Source organism: Pedobacter sp. W3I1 (assembly GCF_030816015.1).
In the GTDB taxonomy this organism is placed as follows: domain Bacteria; phylum Bacteroidota; class Bacteroidia; order Sphingobacteriales; family Sphingobacteriaceae; genus Pedobacter.
On sequence record NZ_JAUSXN010000001.1, the window covers coordinates 3,745,130 to 3,767,460 of the forward strand.

At 38.7% G+C, this 22,331-nt stretch carries 10 protein-coding genes; 3 read left to right on the top strand and 7 right to left on the bottom strand.

Annotated elements, in window-relative coordinates; all coding sequences use genetic code 11:
• Positions 1 to 64 precede the first annotated feature (64 nt).
• The 3 genes from QF042_RS15505 (at position 65) to QF042_RS15515 (ending at position 4,469) form a co-directional block, all read left to right on the top strand.
• Positions 65 to 472 carry a transposase gene (locus QF042_RS15505; RefSeq protein WP_373459073.1) on the top strand — a complete coding sequence of 136 codons (408 nt, stop codon included), beginning with the start codon at positions 65 to 67 and terminating at the stop codon, positions 470 to 472.
• A 488-nt stretch (positions 473 to 960) separates the two neighbouring features.
• Positions 961 to 3,339 (top strand): penicillin-binding protein 1C, encoded by a 2,379-nt coding sequence (gene pbpC / locus QF042_RS15510; RefSeq protein WP_307529942.1) that lies wholly within the window; start codon positions 961 to 963, stop codon positions 3,337 to 3,339.
• Positions 3,340 to 3,488: 149 nt separating this feature from the next.
• Positions 3,489 to 4,469 (top strand): SH3 domain-containing protein, encoded by a 981-nt coding sequence (locus tag QF042_RS15515; protein ID WP_307529944.1) that lies wholly within the window; start codon positions 3,489 to 3,491, stop codon positions 4,467 to 4,469.
• A gap of 8 nt (positions 4,470 to 4,477) precedes the next feature.
• Here the strand turns inward: QF042_RS15515 and QF042_RS15520 are convergent, their stop codons facing one another.
• Genes QF042_RS15520 through QF042_RS15550 form a run of 7 tightly spaced genes read right to left on the bottom strand, consistent with a single transcriptional unit; the run spans position 4,478 to position 22,330 of the window.
• Positions 4,478 to 4,984 carry a hypothetical protein gene (locus tag QF042_RS15520; protein WP_307529947.1) on the bottom strand — a complete coding sequence of 169 codons (507 nt, stop codon included), beginning with the start codon at positions 4,982 to 4,984 and terminating at the stop codon, positions 4,478 to 4,480.
• 35 nt (positions 4,985 to 5,019) lie between these two features.
• Positions 5,020 to 8,754, bottom strand: coding sequence for a DUF4157 domain-containing protein (locus QF042_RS15525; protein WP_307529948.1), 3,735 nt, complete (start codon positions 8,752 to 8,754; stop codon positions 5,020 to 5,022).
• A gap of 2 nt (positions 8,755 to 8,756) precedes the next feature.
• Positions 8,757 to 10,139, bottom strand: coding sequence for an ATP-binding protein (locus tag QF042_RS15530; protein WP_307529950.1), 1,383 nt, complete (start codon positions 10,137 to 10,139; stop codon positions 8,757 to 8,759).
• Positions 10,106 to 11,593 carry a contractile injection system tape measure protein gene (locus tag QF042_RS15535; RefSeq protein ID WP_307529952.1) on the bottom strand — a complete coding sequence of 496 codons (1,488 nt, stop codon included), beginning with the start codon at positions 11,591 to 11,593 and terminating at the stop codon, positions 10,106 to 10,108. Before QF042_RS15535 ends, QF042_RS15530 begins: the two co-directional genes overlap by 34 nt.
• Positions 11,594 to 11,597: 4 nt before the next feature.
• Complete coding sequence (locus QF042_RS15540; RefSeq protein WP_307529954.1) at positions 11,598 to 15,266, bottom strand: hypothetical protein; 3,669 nt, start codon at positions 15,264 to 15,266, stop codon at positions 11,598 to 11,600.
• Between the two features lie 11 nt (positions 15,267 to 15,277).
• Entirely contained in the window at positions 15,278 to 19,228 is a 3,951-nt protein-coding gene (locus QF042_RS15545) for a hypothetical protein (protein ID WP_307529956.1), read from the bottom strand.
• Positions 19,229 to 22,330: a baseplate J/gp47 family protein gene (locus QF042_RS15550; protein WP_307529958.1), complete on the bottom strand. Its 3,102-nt coding sequence runs from the start codon at positions 22,328 to 22,330 to the stop codon at positions 19,229 to 19,231.
• Position 22,331 lies beyond the last annotated feature (1 nt).

Here is a 22,331-nt window from a genome sequence, read left to right on the forward strand (position 1 = left end):
CAAATGGCAAAAATTACTGGAAAAAGATGAATTTAAACATATCATTTTAAGTTCATTCCAGCATTTGAGTGAATTAAAAAAACTTGATATTTTTGCCTTTGTTGTCATGCCAAATCATATTCATACCATATGGAGAACCAATGAATTAAATGGAAAAGAAACAGCACAAGGCTCATTTTTAAAATATACAGCACATGAGTTCAAAAAATTATTAAGTCGAAATGAACTAATGAATTATCATACAAATGTGGTTAATAAAAATCATGAATTTTGGCAGAGAGATCCATTAGCAATATATTTATACTCTCCAGAAGTTGCTTATCAAAAACTAGATTATTTGCACAACAACCCCTGTTCAGAACATTGGCAATTAGCAACAGAACCTGAAGATTATTTATATTCATCAGCTTCCTTTTATGAAAAGAACGAAACTAATTATTCCTTTTTAAAGGATTTAAGATTGGAATTTTGAATAACATAATTTGTGCCAGTGAATTGATTCGTGGAGACACGAGACAAGGCGACAAAGTAAGATGGATTTTTAATGCTGAAGTATGAACCATAGTACCAATGTTTAACAAGCATCGCCTCGGTTCGTGTCTCCATTAACTGGAATTTACAAGTTGTATATCATTATTTGCACAACAACCTCTGTACAGAACATTGGCAATTAGCAACAGAACCTGAAGATTATTTATATTCATCAGCTTCCTTTTATGAAAAGAACGAAACTAATTATTCCTTTTTAAAGGATTTAAGATTGGAATTTTGAATAACATAATTTGTGCCAGTGAATTGATTCGTGGAGACACGAGACAAGGCGACAAAGTAAGATGGATTTTTAATGCTGAAGTATGAACCATAGTACCAATGTTTAACAAGCATCGCCTCGGTTCGTGTCTACACGAACCGAAATTTAAATAATATTAAAAATCCAAAGGTTCTTATCTCAAAAACCAAATGAACAAAATCCCAAAAGCTTTCCTCATTTCCGATCTCGTGTGTTTTGCCCTGCTTTTGGCTTTTCTCTTTTCGCTGCCCTCAAAATTGTTTAAAACGCCTACTTCCTTTGTAATTGAAGCCAGCAATGGTAATTTATTAAGCGCAGCAATTGCCAGCGATGGACAATGGCGGTTCCCTGTTGCAGATAGTGTACCCGTAAAATTTAAGTATTGCATTATTGCTTTCGAGGATAAGCGGTTCTATACTCATTTCGGTATCGATTTTTTGGCCATGAGCAGGGCCATGCGCCAGAATTGGAAAACCAAAAGTGTGGTAAGCGGTGGGAGCACATTAACCATGCAGGTAATCCGTTTATCGCGAAAACAAGACCGAACGGTTTGGCAAAAATTATTGGAAGTGATTTTAGCTTTACGCTTAGAAATAAAATATTCAAAAGAGGAAATTATTGGTCTATATGCTGCTAATGCACCATTCGGAAGTAATGTTGTGGGTTTAGAAGCAGCGAGCTGGCGCTATTATGGTCGCAACGCCAAAACTCTTTCATGGGGTGAAATGGCCACACTGGCTGTATTGCCTAATAGTCCTTCTTTGGTTCATCCCGGCAAAAACTCCACCCGACTGATCAAAAAGAGAAATGATTTATTAGATAAACTTGCTAAATTAAAATACATCGATCAGACAACTGCTAATTTATCCAAGCTAGAACCTGTTCCAGGCAAGCCTATGCCCTTGCCTCAAAATGCGCCACATCTATTGAACCGCTTTAAGGCAGAAAGAGCTAGCCTTGAGATCAGCTCAACCAGAATTACTTCTACTTTGGATGAAAACATCCAGCTAAAAGTAAATGCTATATTAAAGCGCTACAATAACCGCTACCGGTCAAACGACATCAACAATATATCAGCATTGGTACTCGATGCCAAAACAGGCCGGGTGGTAAGTTACGTAGGCAATATTTATCAACCCGAAAATGCCGAACTGCAAAGCCATGTCGATATGATTAAAGCACCCCGCAGTCCTGGCAGCACCTTAAAACCGTTGCTTTATGCGAGTATGATGAATGATGGTTTCATATTGCCTCACACCTTAATTCCCGATATCCCGACCCAAATAGCAGGCTATTCGCCACAAAATTACGATCTGGGCTATGACGGTGCCATTGCTGCTGATAAAGCGCTTAGCCGGTCGTTAAACATCCCTGCGGTGAAAATGTTGCAGCAATATAAATACGAACGTTTTTATGATAAACTAAAAAAACTTGGAATAGGAACATTGAACCAACCAGCAGATCATTATGGTTTATCGTTAATTTTAGGCGGTAGTGAAGTTACTATGTGGGACCTGGCTAACACTTACATGGGCATGGTGCGCACATTGAACCATTTCAATACTTATAAAGGTTTGTATAACCCTGAAGATTATAAACCTGCAAGCTATTTCAATAACGACATTAAAGATGAAAAAAATTATCAGCGCACCTCCTTTTTAGACCACGGCTCAATTTGGGCTACATTTAATGCAATGGAAGAGGTAATGCGGCCGGGTGATGAAGGTTTATGGGAACAATTTTCTTCATCGCAAAGAGTAGCATGGAAAACGGGGACAAGTTTTGGTTTTCGCGATGCCTGGGCCGTTGGCCTAACACCAAATTATGTGGTTTGTGTTTGGGTAGGCAATGCCGATGGCGAAGGAAGACCTGGATTAGTAGGGATTGAAGCTGCTGCTCCAGTGCTATTTGATATTTTTAGGCTATTGCCCAATGGAAAATGGTTCGAAACACCCACAACCAAGCTAAAAAAAATCAGGATATGTAAACAAAGTGGTTATAAAGTTGGAGAGTACTGTACTAATGTTGCAGAAGAATTAGTACCTGTATCAGGAGAGAAAACGGCCGTTTGCCCTTTCCACAAATTGGTTCATTTAGACGGAACAGGTACTTTTAGGGTCACCGACCAATGTGAAAGTATAACCCATATGCAGCACAAAAACTGGTTTATTTTACCACCAGCAATGGAATATTATTACAAGATAAAAAATAGCGACTATAAATCCCTCCCTCCTTTTAAAGATGGCTGTGACCTCTCGGGTGGAAATAGCGTAATGGAGGTAATTTATCCGAAAAATAATGCGATAGTTTACATTCCCTTAGAACTGGATGGATCAAGAGGTAAAATTGTAATTAACGCAGCACATAGAAATCCGAGTTCAAAAATATACTGGCATATTGATAACGAATATTTAGCAACAACAACGAACTTTCATCAATTGGCCATTAGTCCGCCGCCGGGTAAACATACCTTAACCTTAGTTGATGAAAATGGAGAAAGGTTGGTACAGGTTTTTACAATTTTGGACAAAGAAAAAAACAATAAATAAAGGTAAACCAAAGAGTAAACAAAAATATAAAGAACTGATAATAAAAAACTTATAAAAGCTAAACAACTTTAAGTATATTTAGTAGAACATTTAATTTCAAAAAATTTCATCCTTATAACAGTTAAGTTTTACCTTAAACCAATCTTGTTATGACTAGTAAATTCGGTTTTACCAAAATGGATATTAGTGAATTTGAAACGTGGATTTCAAATTTAAGAGTGGCCCGAACCATCTTACACATTCAGGAACATCATACCTGGAGTCCCAGTTACATCAATTTTAAGGGTAATAACCATTTTGATTTACAACAAGGAATGAAAAGTTACCATGTTAGTCATAATGGCTGGATGGATATCGGTCAACATTTTACTACTTTTCCTGATGGTACAATTTTAACGGGTAGAAGCCTTGAAAGTACGCCCGCCTGTATTTTGGGCTTTAATACGAATGCCATTTGTATTGAAAATCTTGGTGATTTCGATACAGGAAAAGATTCAATGACTGCTGAACACAAAAATACGATCGTAAGGATAACGGCAGCTTTGTGTAAAAAATTCGGTATCGCTGTTAACAGCAATAAGGTGGTATATCACCATTGGTTTAATTTAACCACCGGGGTAAGAAACAATGGAACGGGCAATAATAAAAGCTGTCCGGGTACTAATTTTTTTGGCGGTAACAAAGTTGAAAACTGCAATCAAAATTTCTTGCCACTGGTAAGTGCGGCTTTAAATGGAGCCGCTCCACAACCCGCACAGAATATTATAAAATATGCAGCTGTTACGGCAGATAGCTTAAACATTAGAGAAGATGCAAATGCCCAAAGTAAAAAAGTTACCGGAGCTGAGCCAGCAACCTTAGGAGCTATTCTCCGGGTATATGAAGAGAAAAACGGCTGGTATAAAATATCAGCATCGCAACAAAACTGGGTAAATGGAAGTTTCACCAAAGATGTAACCAGGGCAACTGTAAATGCCACTACCCTAAATGTAAGAAGCGGACCTGGTACAAACTTTCCAAAAGTTTCGGCACTTACAAAAAATCAGGAGGTTTTTATTGTTGAAGAAAGTAATGGCTGGTGTAAAATAAGTAGTGATAATAAATGGGTAAAGAAGGAATTTTTAAATTAATTATTTAGCTACTGAAAGGTTTCTTTCCACTCGCTAAAAGCTTTTCTTAATTTAGAAGTAGCTAAAAAACTTTGTATCGGATTTTCCATTTTATCAACACCTTGTTCATCAATAAAATTATACAACGCACTATAATCCGGATAGTCTGCATGAAATCTTTGTAACTCCTTTTCGAGATAATTTTTATCAAAACGTTTTAATGCCTGCTTTTCTGTTTGGCCCATTCGTTTTGCAAAATCCAGAAAAGTTAAGCATTGGTACATTAAACCTGTACCATAGTATAACAAAGCTAAAAAAGTTTCAAAATTTTCGGCTGCAATATCAAAAGGAATACCTTCAGAACTTATTAGTACAACGGGAAAGGCATTTTCATGCTTCCAGATTGCCCAGACAGAACCATTATTTGATTCTGCGAAAACCTCCAAATCACTCGCATTATAATTAGCAATTAATTTAGTTAATACACTATTATCAGCACGCTCTAAATCAACAACAAAGCCAGGTTGATTATCCAAAAAAGCTTGAAATTTACTTACGAGACTTTCCATATTTATTTTTTATATCGATCTAAATTTTGCGCTAACATGGCTTGTTCTCCTTGTGAAATACGCGTTTTTAATTCATTGTATAAATCGGTTTTATCGGTACCCGTAAAGCCCACTTCTCCTAAATCTTTCCAGTTGTCGTGTGTTTCTGCCTGACTAATAACTCCCCTCATCGCCTGAACATCTGCACCCAATTCTTTTTTCAATAGATCTACATTATCCGACCTTTTTTCTTTAGGCGTTTTAGTTTTATCATGCCTGATGGCATCAACCGCAGCCGTGAAGGCCTTTAAAATCGGATTACTTTTATGTCCAAAAGTTCTACCTGCTTCGTGCCTGTATTTGTGCAGATTAATTACATAAGCCGAAGGCGCATGGCTGCCATCCAAAATATCTTTTATCGGATTGCTTGGCGGGAAATAAGGTTGAGCCGCCGAATAAATGAGTGCGGCCGCCTGAGGTTGGTGATCGCCCGTCATTTGATCTCCTTTTGGTATTGGTACACTTCCATAGGTACCAGCCAAACCTTCTAAGGCATAACGATCTCTGGCATCTGATAAATTTTCTCTTCCTATTAACGACCTTAAAATAGTAGTTAAAGCGATAGAATTTGTCCAAAAATCACTGGCATATTTTTCTAAATCTGCTTGTTTACTTGGATCTATTGCTCTACCGGTATTGTCATCAACTTTAATGGTATTTAATTTTTGCAGATTTGGTGCTACGCCTGTGCGATATAAATTTTGCGCGGCAACAGCCTGAACATGTTTTGGATCTGTATCAGAAGTTGTATTAATAATATCCTGTAAAAATTTCTCGATAGTAATTGGCTCACTGGCCATCATTTCTATCCGATTCCCTTCGGTACCTCTTATAAAAATTAAATGGTGCTGGTTATTTACATCATCAAAAGGCTCAGTTCTATCGTACCAGGTATCATCGTTAAATCCTAATGGTGATTCGCAGTTTGGAGAAAATACGGTTAAAGCGACCGTTGTGTACATGCCTGCCGGAATTACTGTATGGTTTCGATAGTGATAATAAGGATATATGATGCCATGAACTACCGACATTCTTGGTCTTAATGCAGAATTGCTTTTATCGATATAGGTGTTTGCCACGGCATCTGGTAGGGTAGAAATATATTGTAAATCATCAGGAACACCTGTTGCAGCTTGGGCTTCTGCCCTACAATCTGTCTTATAGTCTGTCCATCTTTCTCCACCTGCAGCAAAATCTCCCGATGGTGGCGCAATGCTATAATGATAAAAATCTGGTCCAACTTCATTATTTGGCCCGCCACCACCTGGTGGAACATGCGGTGTTATTGGTGTTGCAGAACCAATAGCTACGGCTGTTTTTGCAAAATACATTGAGCGAGGATCGTAAGGCGGTAAGCCAAAAGCCCAAGCTGGGCAATTTCCCGCCAGGTTATTGCACGCACATTCTATATTTGCTGCCATATGCCAAGGTAAAATCATCGCCCAGGCACCAGTTTCGCCCTTAACATCAGCTGCCCAATCAAATCCTGCATCATGTTCTCTACAGCCATCATGGGTGTGGCAATTTTCGAACTTAGTATATTCCCACAATATACCAGTAGCAGGATCAATTTCATAATGTATGGCCTCATGTTGGCATGTATTGCAATTAGGTCCGCAAGCGCCTCTACATTCTGATCCGCTGGCCAGAAGTGGTTCTCTTTCATAAGCTTCTAAAGGTCCGTCTAACGGAGGACCTGGACCATATGAGCCACTTCCAGGAGCACCTGTCGCGCTCCAATCCCAGCTACCTCCATTTTGTGATGGCAGGTAATTGAGGGCTCTTAAAATACCGCATAGTCCAGAAATTAATGGACAGTCATCTGTAAAACCTTGACTTCGATCAATAGCCAATCCTATATTATCGAAAGGAATACCTGTTACAGTAGGTGTTGCTACACTTACACCCGTAACACCAACACCAGGTACACCACTAATGCTGCCCGATAAACCAAGTGACGCTGCTGCATCACCATGCCATTCGTACGGTTGCCAATAAATCCGGCAGAGATTAAAACCAAGCACGCTTAGCTGAGCATAAGCTCCAGCAAATAGATCGGCAGCAATTCCCATGTCCAAGTCAACGTCAGGACTGGCAGTAATGGTACCACCGCCATACGATAATGAGCCACCAATATGTGTGGTTTGCATGCCAATAGCCCTGGCAAATACAGCTGGGCCACCTTCGGCACTTAAGAGCGGAATACTTACCGGCACAGGTACTGGTCCAACAGGTATAATGCCACTTAAACTAAGTTCACCTTTTATTCCTCCACGTAACTCTGCACCTAATGATAAAGCACTGGTAATGCTAATACCACCGCTGATGCTGTAGTTACTGGTTAAAGGATTGATTAAAATATGTGTCGGATCAAAACAAATTGGCCCTATCTGTACCTGAACTTCCGGTGTAATACTCCCCGTAATACCGATTTCGCCTGAAATTAATACATCGGGGGCTATTGGCACAGCAAAAATCGGGATCATTAACTCCTTTTCCATAGCATCCAGCGTAAACTGCTGACTATGGGCATCCAATGGACAACCACCAGGAATATCAATTTCCAAACCGCTGGTGGTTATTCTTACATCTACACCAAAAGCATCGGCTAATGCCTGAGCGGCTTGTCCCGCTTGGGTTGCGAGCCAATCTACTGCATCTACACCCGCATCGTAAACTGCACCAGCCGCATCAGATACAGCTCCACCCACAGCACTTGCAGCATCTCCAACGGCACCAGCTGCATCGCTCAATCCTTCACCAACGGCATCAACACCACCCGCCACATCTCCTGTAAATTCATCCCAGCTATATCTCTGTATTTCTGGTGATGCTCCTTGCTGCATGGTGTGGGTTAACTCATGTGCCAGCAAAAACTTTCCGTTCTGCGAGTTTGGGTTATACTCTCCTTTATTGAAATAAATATTATTGCCAACCGTAAATGCCCTGGCATTAATGCTATCGTTCATTTTAGCTGCGTGCGAAGTATCATGAATCCTTACTCCCGAAAAATCGCCGCCCATCTTACCGCCCAAATCGCGACTGACATGCCCAGGTAAAGTAGTTCCACCGCCCCTTGTAGCAGCAACACCAGATTGTACACTCGATGGCGCATTACCTCCAGCAGCGGATGCTGATTCTGATTTGGCCTGCAATACCGTCGGCTGATCTATTTCTTTTAGTTCTTCAGCTTTTCGGGATAGTTTTTCTTCATTTTCACAACTGGCGCATTTACGCTGCAATTTAGGTTCATCAATCTCTTGTTCTTTACGCAATGCTTTCTCTTCATGTTCACAACTGGCACATTTACGTTGCAACTTAGGTGGCGCTATTGCTTTAGGCTTTTCCTTTCTCGATATTTTCTTTTCATTTTCGCAACTGGCACACTTGCGTTGTATTGAAGGCCTGGCAAGAGTTCTCATTACTGCTCTTTCTTTACGCGATACTTTTTTCTCCTGTTCGCAGCTTGAACATTTACGCTGCACACTCATTCCAGAGGTGGCCTTACCAACACCCGACATCGCAAAACCTGTATTAGATGGCATTCGCATCACCCGTTCGGCTACTTGGTCGGCCTCTTTCTCTTGCGGATCGTTTACGGCGCCTACTTTTAGTTTAGCCTGAACACAACCCGTTCCAGGCCTGCTATGCGTAACAGACTTAGCTTTTGAATTACCATATGCCAATGCGGTGCTCATTGCTACAATGTTCGTCCTGATTTTTTTAATTCACGTTTAATACCTTCAATAATATCTTTTTGCCTGATTTCTTTGCCTCCATCTTTAAGCATCTGCATGGTTGCATATTGCACCACATTAATGATTACGCCGCCTGTAAGCTCGAATTTTTGGGCAATCTCATTTAAATTTACCTTTTCCTCCAGCTTGGTAAATGGAGAAAAACCCTGCTCCCAAAGCATAACACGCTGACTCAGCTGAGGCATGGGAAATTCGATAACAGATTGAAAGCGGCGTAAAAATGCCTGATCAATATTCTGCTTGAAATTACTGGCCAATATTACCAAACCATTATGATCTTCAATCCGTTGCAACAAATAGCTTGTTTCCTGATTGGCATACTTATCTCTGGCATCACTTACATTTGTACGTTTTCCAAAAAGGGCATCTGCTTCATCAAAAAACAGTATCCATCCCTGATTTTCGGCAGCATCAAAAACCTTTGCCAAATTTTTGCCCGTTTCACCAATGTATTTACTAACTACTCTACTTAAATCGATACGGTATACGGGTAAATGATGTTTTTTACCCAAAACGGCGGCGGCTAAGGATTTTCCTGTTCCAGCCTGTCCGTAAAAAAGTGTTCTAAAACCTGGCTTTAATTTATGTTTCAAACCCAGATCATTCATCATGGTACCGTTATGCGTTAACCAGGAGTTTAATAATTCTAAATGTTCAATTGTATGCTCAGGCAAAACCAAATCACTATATTCCATATTGGTTTCGATCAAATGAGCTGGAAAATCGGCTGAAAAGCGGGGTTTACTCCTTTCGCCAGTGGTAAACTCTTCGAACCAATTTTTATTAATATGTAAAGGGATACTCGAAATGGGTTCGCCTGGCGGAAGTGGTTCGTACTCTAAAACATTTAAGGCGAATAATGGATTTTTGGCATCAAAAAGCTTTAGTAAATCAAAGCGCAACATTAAATTATCAGATGCCAGCAAAAATAAGAATGTTTCTGCCGTAGGTAAAAAGCCACTGAATACATTTCCTTTTTTACCTCCAAATTCGGTAAATATCTGTCCTGTTTGCGGGTTAGTAACCAAAAATATATCTAAACATTGGGGTTTTATCTGACTCACCATTGCCAAAAAGAGTAAAAACCGATCAGCAAACTTAAGTTGGTGCTGGGTTAAAAACCTGGCATAAGTAGAATCAAAGCCACTTAAATCTGGTGCCTGTACATTAAAAATACTGCTACCTGCAGCTACACTACCCGCATTTATTGCACTGCGCAATTGCAACACTTTTTCGAACCAGTTTAACTCGGCCAAAAGTGCATCAGCATTTCCCTGCAATAGCGTGGTGTTTACCAGTTCAGATTTATCAAATAATTGTTCCATGGCAAGCGTATTATGGATAATGACCAGGGTAAAGTGTCTAACAAAACGTCAAATCCTTTTCTTTCTACATGTAAATTATAATTGTTATCGCGAAAAATTAAACTTCCATTCCGTATTAAAAATGTTTGTGTCAAACCTTCTATCGAAGTGGAGCCTAATTTTGTCCAATGCTGGATCACTGTTGCTTTTAATTCTGCACTCTGCTTTAATTCTTCTTCGGTAAAGGTGATCTCATTGAGCTCGATTACAGCTTCAGGGTCTGCGCCGCATAATATCTTATTAAAAATTAACCTGCTTTCATCTTCAGGCATTTCGTTATAAACTAAATAATGCAAATACACTATTGCCTTATGCCTGCACATTTCATCAATAAACTGATTACCGTTTAGTAAATGCAAAACATTAAATAAGTTTTTAAAATATGGATACAAAATAATCAGGCCTGCATTTTCAATCAGAATAGATGTATCATCCTGCACTTTACTTTGTTTTAACTGGACCATTTTCTTTGTCTCGTACGCTGCAATTAATTTGGGCCGGGGCACTGCTTTACTACTTATAATTGCTGCTAGTAATTTGTTAAAACGTTGAAGCACCAATTTTTCTTTTTTGAGCTGAACGGTAACAATACTTAACTCAATGCAATCAACTAAAGCCACTTTTAACGATGGATTATGCTGCACGAGCGAGAAAAGCCAAAGTCCAAAATCATCTGTATTTTGTATGTGCTCATCCTGTTTTAAACCTTCAAGCCAATGTTCAAGTATAACATTAAATAAATCAGGCTTAATATTTGGTTCAAAATATTTTAAAAGAATAATATCAGTTTTAAATTGAAGGTAATGATAAAAAAACAACTGCTTGCTAATGAGCTGCATTAATCTGTTATAACTACTGAAATTGTGCTTTAATGCTACAATAAATTGGTAAAAAAGATTTCGCTCGGTGTTAAAAAGCTTTAATAAAATTTTAGCAGGTTTAAAAACAATTTCAGCAGGCATCCACCAAGGCTTTAAACCAGTTTGGCAATAAAAGGCCAGCGATTCATAATCATTAACAACAGCTCTACTATTGCCTGATAAACCTGATTTGTGTTTTAAAAGTGTTTCTTGATGAAATTTCAGATTTTCGAGAAACACATCCAGCGCTTTATCCAAAACAGTACCAGCATGTAGTTTATTGAAATTATGATTTCTAAAATAGCCATATATCTGAACAACAATTTGTTCTTCAATATTTTGAATCAACTTATCTAAAGATAAACTACCCAAGTCGATATCCAATTTATCGATGCGAATGGTATTATTTAAGGCAAATTCATCGAAAATGGTATTGAAGATTTCTGGCAACCTGGTTTTACAAAAATGGCTGATTTCTGCCTGCACCTTTTCCCAGTCCTGTTGACAATCAACAGTGAGCAACATTTTTTGCGATTGGATGAGGTGTTTGTTCATGACGCTATTTTTTTCCTAAATCAAAATTTTCAACAACATCTTCGTTAACAATTTCGGTATCTCTTTCTTGTCTTCCGTGAGGGACAATTCCTTCCATTACAACATGGTATTTGCCTGGATTTAGGGTAAAGCTGTATTTGTTCCCAGTAAACTCATCTTCCTGTATCGATGCACCAGCAGCATCTGTTATTATAATCTTAAATTGCTTGGCATAAGCTACATTTCCGCTTAGTTCGAATGTATCCTGACCAATCCGGCCCACACCAATAAAGAAAGTTATTTTTGCTGCACCAACTTCCTGGCCGGTTTCACTTTCAACGATTGCATATTCAAGTTCATCAACGGCAATAATCGATCTCCTTGCCCTGCTATTTTCGGCTACCTTTTTCGGATCAAGGCTATACACCAAAATCTGTTTTTTCAGATTTGGTTTAGGCTCATAAATTTCTTCTTCGAAAGTTACCGTGCCTAAACCCGGATCACTTTTAACAATAACCTTGTAATCACCCGGGTGATATAAATTATTGAGCACTTGTATTTTGGCAGTGTTTATCCTACTTTGATTATACACCACAAAACGCGAAATAGGCTCCGCTAATGGGGTAAGTTCTTTATTGCGGTAATCCTTCGCATCGCATTCGCAGCAGCTGTCGTCTTCGTAAAGGGTAAAATCGGCAATTACGTTCGAAGCGATATTCTCTAAACCTTGATTACCAATTTCTTCAACCAGTTTATTATAATGTTCATTAAACTTTGCTTCAAATCCGCTTAGGTATTTCCCTCTGTTTTTCTTTGTACCTATTACTACGATTTCTTCTAACTCCTTCTTTTTTGTTCCTTTTTCTATCGCTTTACGCCTTTCGTTAAGCGCAGCCAAATGCATTTCGTACTCTTTTTGCGCCTCAGTTTCTTCTTTTCTGGCTTTTTCTATTTCTTCAGCGCCGGCTTTCTGTTTTTCTGCCAATTCTGATTTTATTTTCTTGCTCAGTTCGTTTATTTCTTTTGTTTTATGAGGCTCTGTATTTTTTCTCAAGAAAACTATTCTTTCCTTATATTCTTTCTCAAGCTCCTCTGTTTTAACCGCATCTCCTTCTGTTGATTTGAGCGCTCTTCTTTTTGTTTCAAGCTCAGTTTTAATTACAGATTCTTCTTTCTTGATTTCGTCGGCTGTTAATGCCTTACGTTTATTTATTTCTGCGGTTCTACTTTCTAAAGTCTTTTTTAACTGGAGTTCAGTTTGAGCCAGTTCATCTTCATGCTCATTTATACGTGTCCTTATTTCAGAAGACTTTGTTTCGTAATTGGCTTTAATTGCCTTTTCAGCTGTTACAAGCTCTGCCAATTCTGTTTCTTTATGAGTAACTGGTACTGCTTCAGGTGCTTTTCCAATGGTTTGGTATTCAATCTCTTTACCTGTATGGTATAATAGCAAAAGGGTATTACCTTTATTTACGCCAGCTAAATGCTCTGCAGCGCCAGCTCTTCGGATATAATCATAAAACGAAATATTGGTAGCCAAACTTTTATTCCTTTGCGACCTAATATCGGTTAGTGTACCAATATTGATATAAGGCCTGATCATTAATACATTTAAAGCCCTGTGTAACAAAGTGGCTGCCATGAGGTAAGCCATTAGCTCTATATTGCCATCTTTATTGATGATTTTGACCATCAGCTTCATCCCACTTACATAGGTTACAATTAAATCTGTATATACCGACTTAAAGCGGTTTTCATCAAAATCAGAAAATTCTAAAGTAAGCGTAGCAATTAACTCCTCAATGTTATCATTAAAGCGGGCTACCAGGTGCAATGCGTCACGCTGCAGGTCGTCGGGTGTTTCTTCCAGTCTGCCTTTACTATTGTTTATTTTGGCATAATTGGTCTGGTTGATGCGTTCGTTAACCATCCCAGCCCTAATAAATGCAGTATTGATATTACTGAACGTAGATTTTTTCTCCGTGTTAACTCCTGAATCATCAAAAGTTTCCTTTCCTGCTGCATTTGGACGGGCTGTAGCTTCCTTTTTAACATTTACACCGCTTACGGCATCTTTTGCTGCATTTTTTACATCATCAAAGCGGGCGATCATTTTTTCGGCCAGGGTGCTGTATTTGATCAGGTTATTGAGATAATACAACATTACGTTCCGCCATACCAGATATTGAGAATCGAGATCGGGATAACGACATACCGTTTTCACGGTTCCACCCTCGCCCATAAAAATAGACCGGACCTTAAATGGCAGATTAAACCGGCGCTGCAATTTTTTATACTGCGAAACGGCTGCATTTTCTGGCATAGCCAAATGGCCCTCCATTCTAAAAAAGCTGGTATCACTTAAATTATACAGCAATGGTGCTTCTAATTTGCTCATTCCGTACTGCTGCAGGTTTGCCGGCATTTGATAGTGATAACTTAAGGGTTTGCCATTATCGCAGCCACGACATAAAGATTCATTCCAGTACTTTTCAAATTCATCGATATTGGGATCGAAATAGATTGGAAATGCCCGCTTACCAATGTTTTGCCATTTTTCTTTACTTGGCGTAGCCAAAAGTCCTCTTTCGCCCTTTTCAGTTAAAGTATCGTAATAACCATTTAACATGGTTAAGGTTCTTCCAAAAACTGAAATCAGTTTTTTGCTCCAGTCTTTATACTCATTAAATAATGGTGAATATTCAAATTCCTGACGGTAAACGGACGGAGGACAAGCCTGAGTACCCAACATCAAATGCATCGGAAAGGCATCTTCATCGGGTAAACAAACGCTGTGCAAATGCATGGCTATGCAACGTAATTCTTCATACGACTTTATAATATCCTCAAAGGCATCGTAAACATATTGAAATCCGTAAGCTTTCCCGCTTAAATACTGAGCGGAGAGATCTATTAATTTCCCCTCCCACATCGACCGGATATTATCGAAATCTACGCCTGGAAAATGACGTACCAATGCAGGCAATTCATTATAAATTATGCCTAACTGTTTGGTCAATTTTTCTAATATGGCCGCAACAGGGCTTAAATAGGTATTGATTAAAGCAGGGTAATTGGCTGCTGCAATAGACGTGATTAATGCCCTTGGATATTCGATTGTTTCTAAATTATAGAGTGCCGGGTACATCGCCCCACCTTTATTTTTATTAAAGGCATTAATGTTAATGAGGTCTGTTAGCTTAATTAATAATTTACGAACGGTAAAGGTATTTTCTTTACCCAAATCATCGCAGCTTTTTCCCAGACAACTTTTAAGATCCCTTGCTGCCGATTCCAGAAACAGTACAACTATATATTCGCTTAAAATTAACGAGGCATTAATTGGTGTGGCCGCCACCGCAGCGGCATTTTCGGTAGTAACCAATTCTAAAAGCGGAGCATTATTAAAATATTTATAATCTAATCCATCTGGCGGGGTATATGATTTAAAATGTGTTAAATCGCATTCGCCAAGCGAAATTAAAAAGCCCCAGGAGGTAACGCCTACCCCTTTTGAGACATGAACGGTATTCACACCAAAAGTTGCATGCAGGCCACAAACAATCCCTCTTCCAATTAATCTAGTTCTGGTTAATCTGCTTTCCTGAAACAAGAACTGTTGCATGGTATTAAGCTGAGCTGCCGTAAGTACCTGGTTTTCTTCAAAAACCGTTGTTTTATTAATGAGTTCCATAGCTAGATTAATTAAAAAATGCCAATGTTAGTTTGATTTAGAATGAGTGGATTTTTCTGCACCTCGTTCTCGTTGCAGCTATGCAGCTTTCCTGATGGATAAACACTCCTTAAATCCTGTATTATTTCTATAAAATTTTTAAGTGCCTTAACTCTTTCGGCATCGCCAGCACTTGCGGTATTGATTTGAATGAGCCAATTTTTATACGCTTTTTCGAACTGACCCATTTGCAAAGGATTTATCCAACACACATTGAGTACAACATGCGCAGGACATTCTTCCCGCAATGTTTTCTCTATAAAAGTTCTGAAATTTCGATCCCTGAAACGGTCTGGCCAATAAGGCAAAACAGCTGTCATTACAAAACTGTAGGTATCGGCAATTTTGCACTGTACACAATCTACATCGGTATGAATGTTTAATAGTTTATCAAAATCGCGTTTTTTTGGCCTTAACAGGATATGTTCAATCAGGTGGATGCCTTCTCTATCAATAAATGTCTTGTTAAAAAAAGCAACCATATCCGAAATGGCCAATTTTTCCATCCCAGCCCTGATTACGATTGTTTTTGGTGTAACGTTTTTAATTGCAAATAACTTGGTATAGGTAACTTTGGGCGCAACCATAAAATCGAGTAGGGTATCCGAAATAATGGTTGTTTTATTATCCGCAAAACTGATGTTCAGTATCTGGAAATCGATCAAAACTGCTGAAAGCTTAATTAAGCTCATGGTATCGCCAATACGCAATCTATCGGTTAAATCGATTCCTGTTATGGTAAGTTTACGGCCATTTTCGTATAGGTAAGCATTAAACGTTTCTGTAAAACTTAATTTCCCATCGGGATAGTTATTAGGGAGTGTTTCATTAATTTCTATCTTGATATTTGGCCCCAATGCTACGGTATTGTTTACGGTATAGGTGCCATTGTTAGATAGCGAATCAACTATCTTGATTGCTGGCGAAGCCGAACTGTCTTCAATGATTTCAGCCAGTGAATAATTATAATTTTTCCCTTTGTCCTTTCCAATTATATTATCATAAATATCGAATATTTCGAAATGGTAATGGGGACTGTAAACGGTTACATTTTGCGGTTCGCAACGGTAATAATCTTCATCGGCAGCAAATCTGATTAATTTCCAGATCAAGCTGATCTCGGTATCCGTCAGCGTTTCAGCCGCATCAATTCCCTTAACTTCTGGTCCTTCAATTTCGCCTGTTAGTATTACTTTTCTATTTGTATCTTCAACAGGTTTATCAAATAATTGGTATGTTATTTTATGGAGATACGGTGTTGTTGTGTTGTTAACGGTATGAGAAAGCACTTCGAAGTAATTTAAAATTGGTGGTGTTAAATTTTTACGACTCGACAAAACCTGATCACATAACTCTTTGATACATAAATCAATATGACTATTAATTAATGTATTGGCGGTAGATAAGGTTAGGGTCGTATTTTTGCTTTTAGCAATGACCCTTTCGTTGATTAAATCGGCCAAAAGCAAAACCTGAAATTTACCAGCCACACTACCTGCCACAACTTTGTAGTTATTGATATGTACCGCAGCACTGATCAATTCTTCCATCGCAGATTTAGCAGCTAATACATTTATAGAACTGCCAGCCCCCTCAAAAAGAACTTTTGTTAGTACCTTGGTTTCGATATTCCAGCTTGTGGATACGGGTAAGATGCGAAACGCTTTAGAGAAATGTAAATCTTCAACCCTTTTGGCATCTATCCCTAACAGTAAACTTACCCGTTTTTCGTAGCCCGAAACATTTTTATAAAACCAGCTAAGTTCATTTCGGTAATTAAATGCCTTGCCCCTGTTACTGCTAATTTCTGGGTAAGCATTTAAAAACGATAGTTTATCTTTTATCAGCTCAGCCCCGGCCCTTTGCCCATCAATGGTGTAGGCAATTAAGGCATAATCGCTAAACTGCTCGCAAAAGCGGGCCAATAAGTGATCTAGAAAGCGGTTTTTACGTTTTTCAAAATCGGTTTTACTTTCGGTAATTCCCTGCAAATGTTCTGTATAACCATCAATAAATATTTTTTGTTCAGTGGCATTGGGCACAATGTCTACATTACCTGCCGTTGCTTTTAAGGGTTCACTGAAGTAGGTTTTGTTCAACAAAGGCTGACCAAATTCATCCAGTTCCTGATTTAAGCTAAACAGTGCTTTTAAGCCATTTACCTGTTGCAAATAACCGTACAACAGCTGATCGAAAAAGGATAGAAAACCCTTAAACTGTTTGGCCTGGGTTATCCGAAGATTTCTTTCGTCATCTGTAGTTGGTAAATTCGGGATCCCTTCGAAGCCTACACCATAAACCAGTGGAAAATCTTGCTGTATCGAGGTATAATCTGTAATTTCTCTCCAATCGCCCACGGGTAACGCCTTATCTAAAATTGGATTTTCAGGGTAACGTTTCCTCGATTGGGCAAAAAGTACTTTATATTTTGCTTCCATTTCATCCTTATCAAATGAAAACGGAAGGTTGTGTTTGTAAAACGATAAATTAGAGAGATTAGTGGATAACCGGGGTACATAAAATTGATCAATTGCTAGTGAAAGACACCATTTAACGCTTTTCTTTGATATATTCAGCACATTATCCTCTGGAAAATTTGCCAATTGCAACCCGCTAACCGATTGCACAACCTGTTTGCCATCAATTTTAACATCCATGATAATCCTGATCAGATCGCTAACATGGATGGTACATTTTTGCTCAGATGCATTAAGTTCATCGTCGTCTATAAAACCATGTTCCAGCGCCGGGCCATCAAAAATATCTTCTGTTGCTTTTCCCTTGTTTTTCATATCGGGCAAGCTGTAGAAATATACATCAGGCGAGAGAAACTGTGCAATTTGAAAATAAATTTCGGCGGCAACGGTTGCAGCATCGGCAAACGGATCTATTTCGATATCGCCACAAATGGCAATTTCTTCTACTTTGAGTGCTTTGGTATTCAGGTAGTCTTCGCAAAGCGGCCGGTTGTCATTTAACCTGTCATCAGCTTTTTTTATAATACTTTTTATTACAGCTATTTTGCGTTTATAGGTTTGTAATAAGCCATTGGGAGCATTAAAAATAAAATAATTTAAGTCTACATCAATGGTATTGAGGCCTGCAAGGGCAACAGGTACTTCGGCAATTGTCTTGGTACCTGCAAGGGTAACGGTATGGTCTATGTCGTTGCTATCAATTAATTTATAACCATCGGGCAGTTCATCGACTTCTATTTTCAGGCTTTTAATTTTAGCAATTATCGCATCATCATCGTTAAAATCGACACTTAAATCGTCCCAGCGAGGGAAATGAATTTCTACCTTTATTTCTACCCCTTCCAACAACGGATCAAGGGCAAAATTATTGATGATGTATATTGCAGAAATAGAATTCGAATTTAAATCTCCGAAAGTTATCGACTGGTCAAATTCAATTAGAAAGTTATAAAGCCCTTTTACAAAAAAACCTGTCCCATCAGTAACGGTTGGGAAATAGTCTAATTTCTGTTGTAACTGATTTACATAAAGTTTCATTTCAGCATCATCAGCTGGAATTACCCAGGCGTTTTTTATACCCAAAGTTTCCGCTCCAACTTGTACTGCTACATCCATTAAGAGCTTTCTAAAATCTTTAATGGTAACGGGAGCGTTATGCAATATCTGCCTTGCGGTGAAAAAATTATGGAAATCGATATCGGCATCGGCAGAATTTGGATCACTAGCCAGTAAATCCTGCATATCAAAGGTTAAACGGTAACCTAAATCTGTTATGGCATAACAAAGCGTTTCGAGCGTTGTTACCCCCGGATCGTGAAGGTTATAATCGCTCCAATTGCTTTTACTTAAGGCCTGAATGCGGTTTATGCCAATTTCACGTAGTTTATCAAACTGCATGCTATCCTGTTGCGGATTATTTTTCGATATGGTTTTTAAATCGCTCATTTAATTACAACCGCATTCGTTAATTGGAATAAATTTATTGTCTGTTATCGCATTGTCATTGCAATCGGCACATTCGCAATCCGGATTATTAATTCCTGGTATATCATTAATATTGATGATGCTATGATCGGGATAGGCCGTTAAAATACTTGCCGCTGTAGCCGTTTCTGCTGTTTCTAAATCTTTTGTCGATATATCTTCTAAACCCGCTGGCCTAAACAGATACATTTTAAAGCAGGTGATATAATCTACATATGCTAACTTTTCGAGCTGATAGATAATGGTCGATTTTTCTATTTTACCCCCAAATTCCATCTGCGTAGCCGTATTGCTTGTCCAAGGCGCTAAAAGCGATTTAATCTGGGTTTTTAGTTTGGGCAGATAAATATTTTCTTCGTATCCATCACGGAGTTTGATGTGAAAATGGAGTTTGATTTCTTCAAATATTGGATTTTGAACATTAAGCTTTGCAAATACCGAATTGGTTTTGGCCACATAAGCTTTAATCTGTTCTAATGTATTTTTAGAGACTTTTGGCTGTAATGGATTTGGTGCATTGCTGATCGAAATATCGGGTATGGCAATAATGGTTACCTGGCCCGGTGATAAAGAATTATAGCTGCTTACATTTCCATTGTAAAAAGTATGATTAATGCATTTTGCAGTATAAACATTAGGAAACTGGGCTAAAATAAGGCGTTCGTAATCCCACAAAGTGATGGATCTTCTTTTGTGCCGTAAAATTTCACTAACCCTTAAATAGTATTCGTTACCGCTCTCTATTGCCTTTCCATCAAATGAACCATAAGGTTGAACTACCTTTTTAACAGCACTATCAGGATCTTTTAGTTTGGCAATCACTCCTGCTTCGATGGCTATTTTTTCGGGCACAACATCATCATAAACAGCAAACTGAGCCTCACTGGCTTGTGCTGTAATGGAGATAATATCGCATACCGCAGCTGCATTGCTTATTACTGAAGCCCTTAGCCAGAGCAGGCCTGTTGGCAATAATGTATTATCGGCATTTACAGTTTTAGGAATGTTTAAGGTAACGATGCCTGTGGTTAACAATCCATTGGTCTGTTCCCTTAAAATCTCTATGTTTTTAAACTCTTTCCAAATATTATGTTGAAGATAAGCCCATGTTACGGTAGCTTTATCAAAATCAGGATCGGCACTGCCCTCGCTAACCTGTAACAATAAACTTAAATTTTGCGGTACAACTGCATCGCTTAAACCGATGTATAATTCACCCTCATTTGGTTTAACAGGAAGCAATGTTACGGAACCATGGGTAAACGGATGGGCTTCGGCAAGGCCGAAAGGCTCAATAAAATAGAACCTGTGTATGCGGTTATCGTAAGTTGACTTAACATCACCAGCTACCGAAAGATTTATGATGGCTGCGCAGCTATAATCGATCGTTAAATTCTGGATTACAGGTAAACAAGGCGGATTAGGTAATACAGTGCTTGCAGGCGTGGCCACATTATCCAAAACGGCTTTACCAAAGGCCAGCTGATAATCTGACTGACCGAAAGTTCCTTCAGTAAATGTGAGCTTCAGGTAACCTCTTTCAGTATCTAATGTGTAAGCATCACTGGCATTGGTATTATAATCTGCGTCGAAATTGCCAGGAATATTTAAGGTTTCAGAAAATTGTGCTTCAGGCGGATTTGCATCAGAAGTCGAATCGCCAAAAAGATTTACTTCCTTAACAGAAGCACTAATCCAGTTGCGGTGGGCAAGGTAAGCCACTTCGGCTTTAAAACTCGAATTGTTCACATAAATATCCGGATCTCTGCCATTACTGGCATTAGCCAAAATGGTATAGGCATCGTAATACGTAGCGAAAGAAAGCGCAGGTAAATTTAAAAACTCGAAGTTTAAGGTAAGTGTTTGCAACTGATGCTGAAAAATCTCATTGCTGCCTATATAAAAATTAGCGCCAATACTGGGAATCGGTCCAAAAATTTCCATGGGTTTAGCAGCATCGAGTTTACCTAAACTATTCTGTACAAAAAGATTTTTTACACCCTGTACATCCGTTTTAATGGCCACGCTATCTATTGCGGCAAAGTTTAGGCTGGTATAAATATCTGGGCTAGAAAGTATTTCTATCTTCAATACCGGAAAAGCCGTTCTGAAATCTTCTACATGAAGTTTTTGATTATAATCGACGAATTTAGGTTTGCTTTCATCGGCCAGGAGCACAATTTTGAGTACACTGGTACTCGTGAAGGATACAGTCGTAATTTCTACTGCTGTCCATCCTTTTTCTGCGGTAATACTGGCCTTAAAATTTTCGGGCTTAATTACCGGCGCTGCCAGGTAAGGCGCATGATAGGAACATGTAAGCGTTATTTTTCGCTTTCCTTCAGCCATCCTAAACAAAGGCGAGCTGATGGCAAAACCGATATTGGCAGGAGATCGGTTTTCATTACCAAAAGTATCCCAACTGCCATCCTGGTTGACTAACTCTCCTCCGTTGCCATCACCAGAATTAGCGATTGGTGAGGCGTAAATTTTAGTTTTTTCGTCTTGATCAACTAATATAGATTTTATGCTGGCTACCTGCGCATGACTAAAGCTAAAAGAAGACAACAACTTGTAAAACTGTTCTTGTTTTTTACTGTTTTTACCTGCTTTAAACTCCGTTTTATCGTTTAATATGTATTGCGATATGTGTTTCGCCAATTCTACAATCAAGTATACTTTATCGGGCTCGGCTGCCTTCTTTTCGAAACCTAAAACGGTTTCAAAAAAATAATCTAAATGTTTGCCTGTAAACTGGTTGAGGTCTTTTTGGGCAATGGCATATAAATCCAAAAAAGAATCGAAAAGTGCTAAATGCGGTTCCGATGTTCCATCTTCTTTAATTTCATTGATATTAAAAACACTTTGCCAATCTGTCTTTTTCTCTATTCCATCAAAATAGTAATGGTTAATGTAAGCAGCCAAACTATCGCAAAATTGATAAAGGCTTGCTTTACTTCTTTCATCAATGGCAACAAAAGATGCATCCAAGGCTTTTGGCAAGCGGTTTAAACGGTTTGTTCCGTTTCTTGGTGCAGTATTTTTATTGCAATTGGTGCTCATT

What these genes read in the sequence shown, in the direction of transcription:
- pbpC (WP_307529942.1), top strand. Translation starts at nt 961, where the DNA reads ATGAACAAAATCCCAAAAGCTTTCCTCATTTCCGATCTCGTGTGTTTT.
- QF042_RS15530 (WP_307529950.1), bottom strand. Translation starts at nt 10,139, where the DNA reads ATGGAACAATTATTTGATAAATCTGAACTGGTAAACACCACGCTATTG.
- QF042_RS15550 (WP_307529958.1), bottom strand. Translation starts at nt 22,330, where the DNA reads ATGAGCACCAATTGCAATAAAAATACTGCACCAAGAAACGGAACAAAC.
- QF042_RS15515 (WP_307529944.1), top strand. Translation starts at nt 3,489, where the DNA reads ATGACTAGTAAATTCGGTTTTACCAAAATGGATATTAGTGAATTTGAA.
- QF042_RS15545 (WP_307529956.1), bottom strand. Translation starts at nt 19,228, where the DNA reads ATGAGCGATTTAAAAACCATATCGAAAAATAATCCGCAACAGGATAGC.
- QF042_RS15540 (WP_307529954.1), bottom strand. Translation starts at nt 15,266, where the DNA reads ATGGAACTCATTAATAAAACAACGGTTTTTGAAGAAAACCAGGTACTT.
- QF042_RS15535 (WP_307529952.1), bottom strand. Translation starts at nt 11,593, where the DNA reads ATGAACAAACACCTCATCCAATCGCAAAAAATGTTGCTCACTGTTGAT.
- QF042_RS15525 (WP_307529948.1), bottom strand. Translation starts at nt 8,754, where the DNA reads ATGAGCACCGCATTGGCATATGGTAATTCAAAAGCTAAGTCTGTTACG.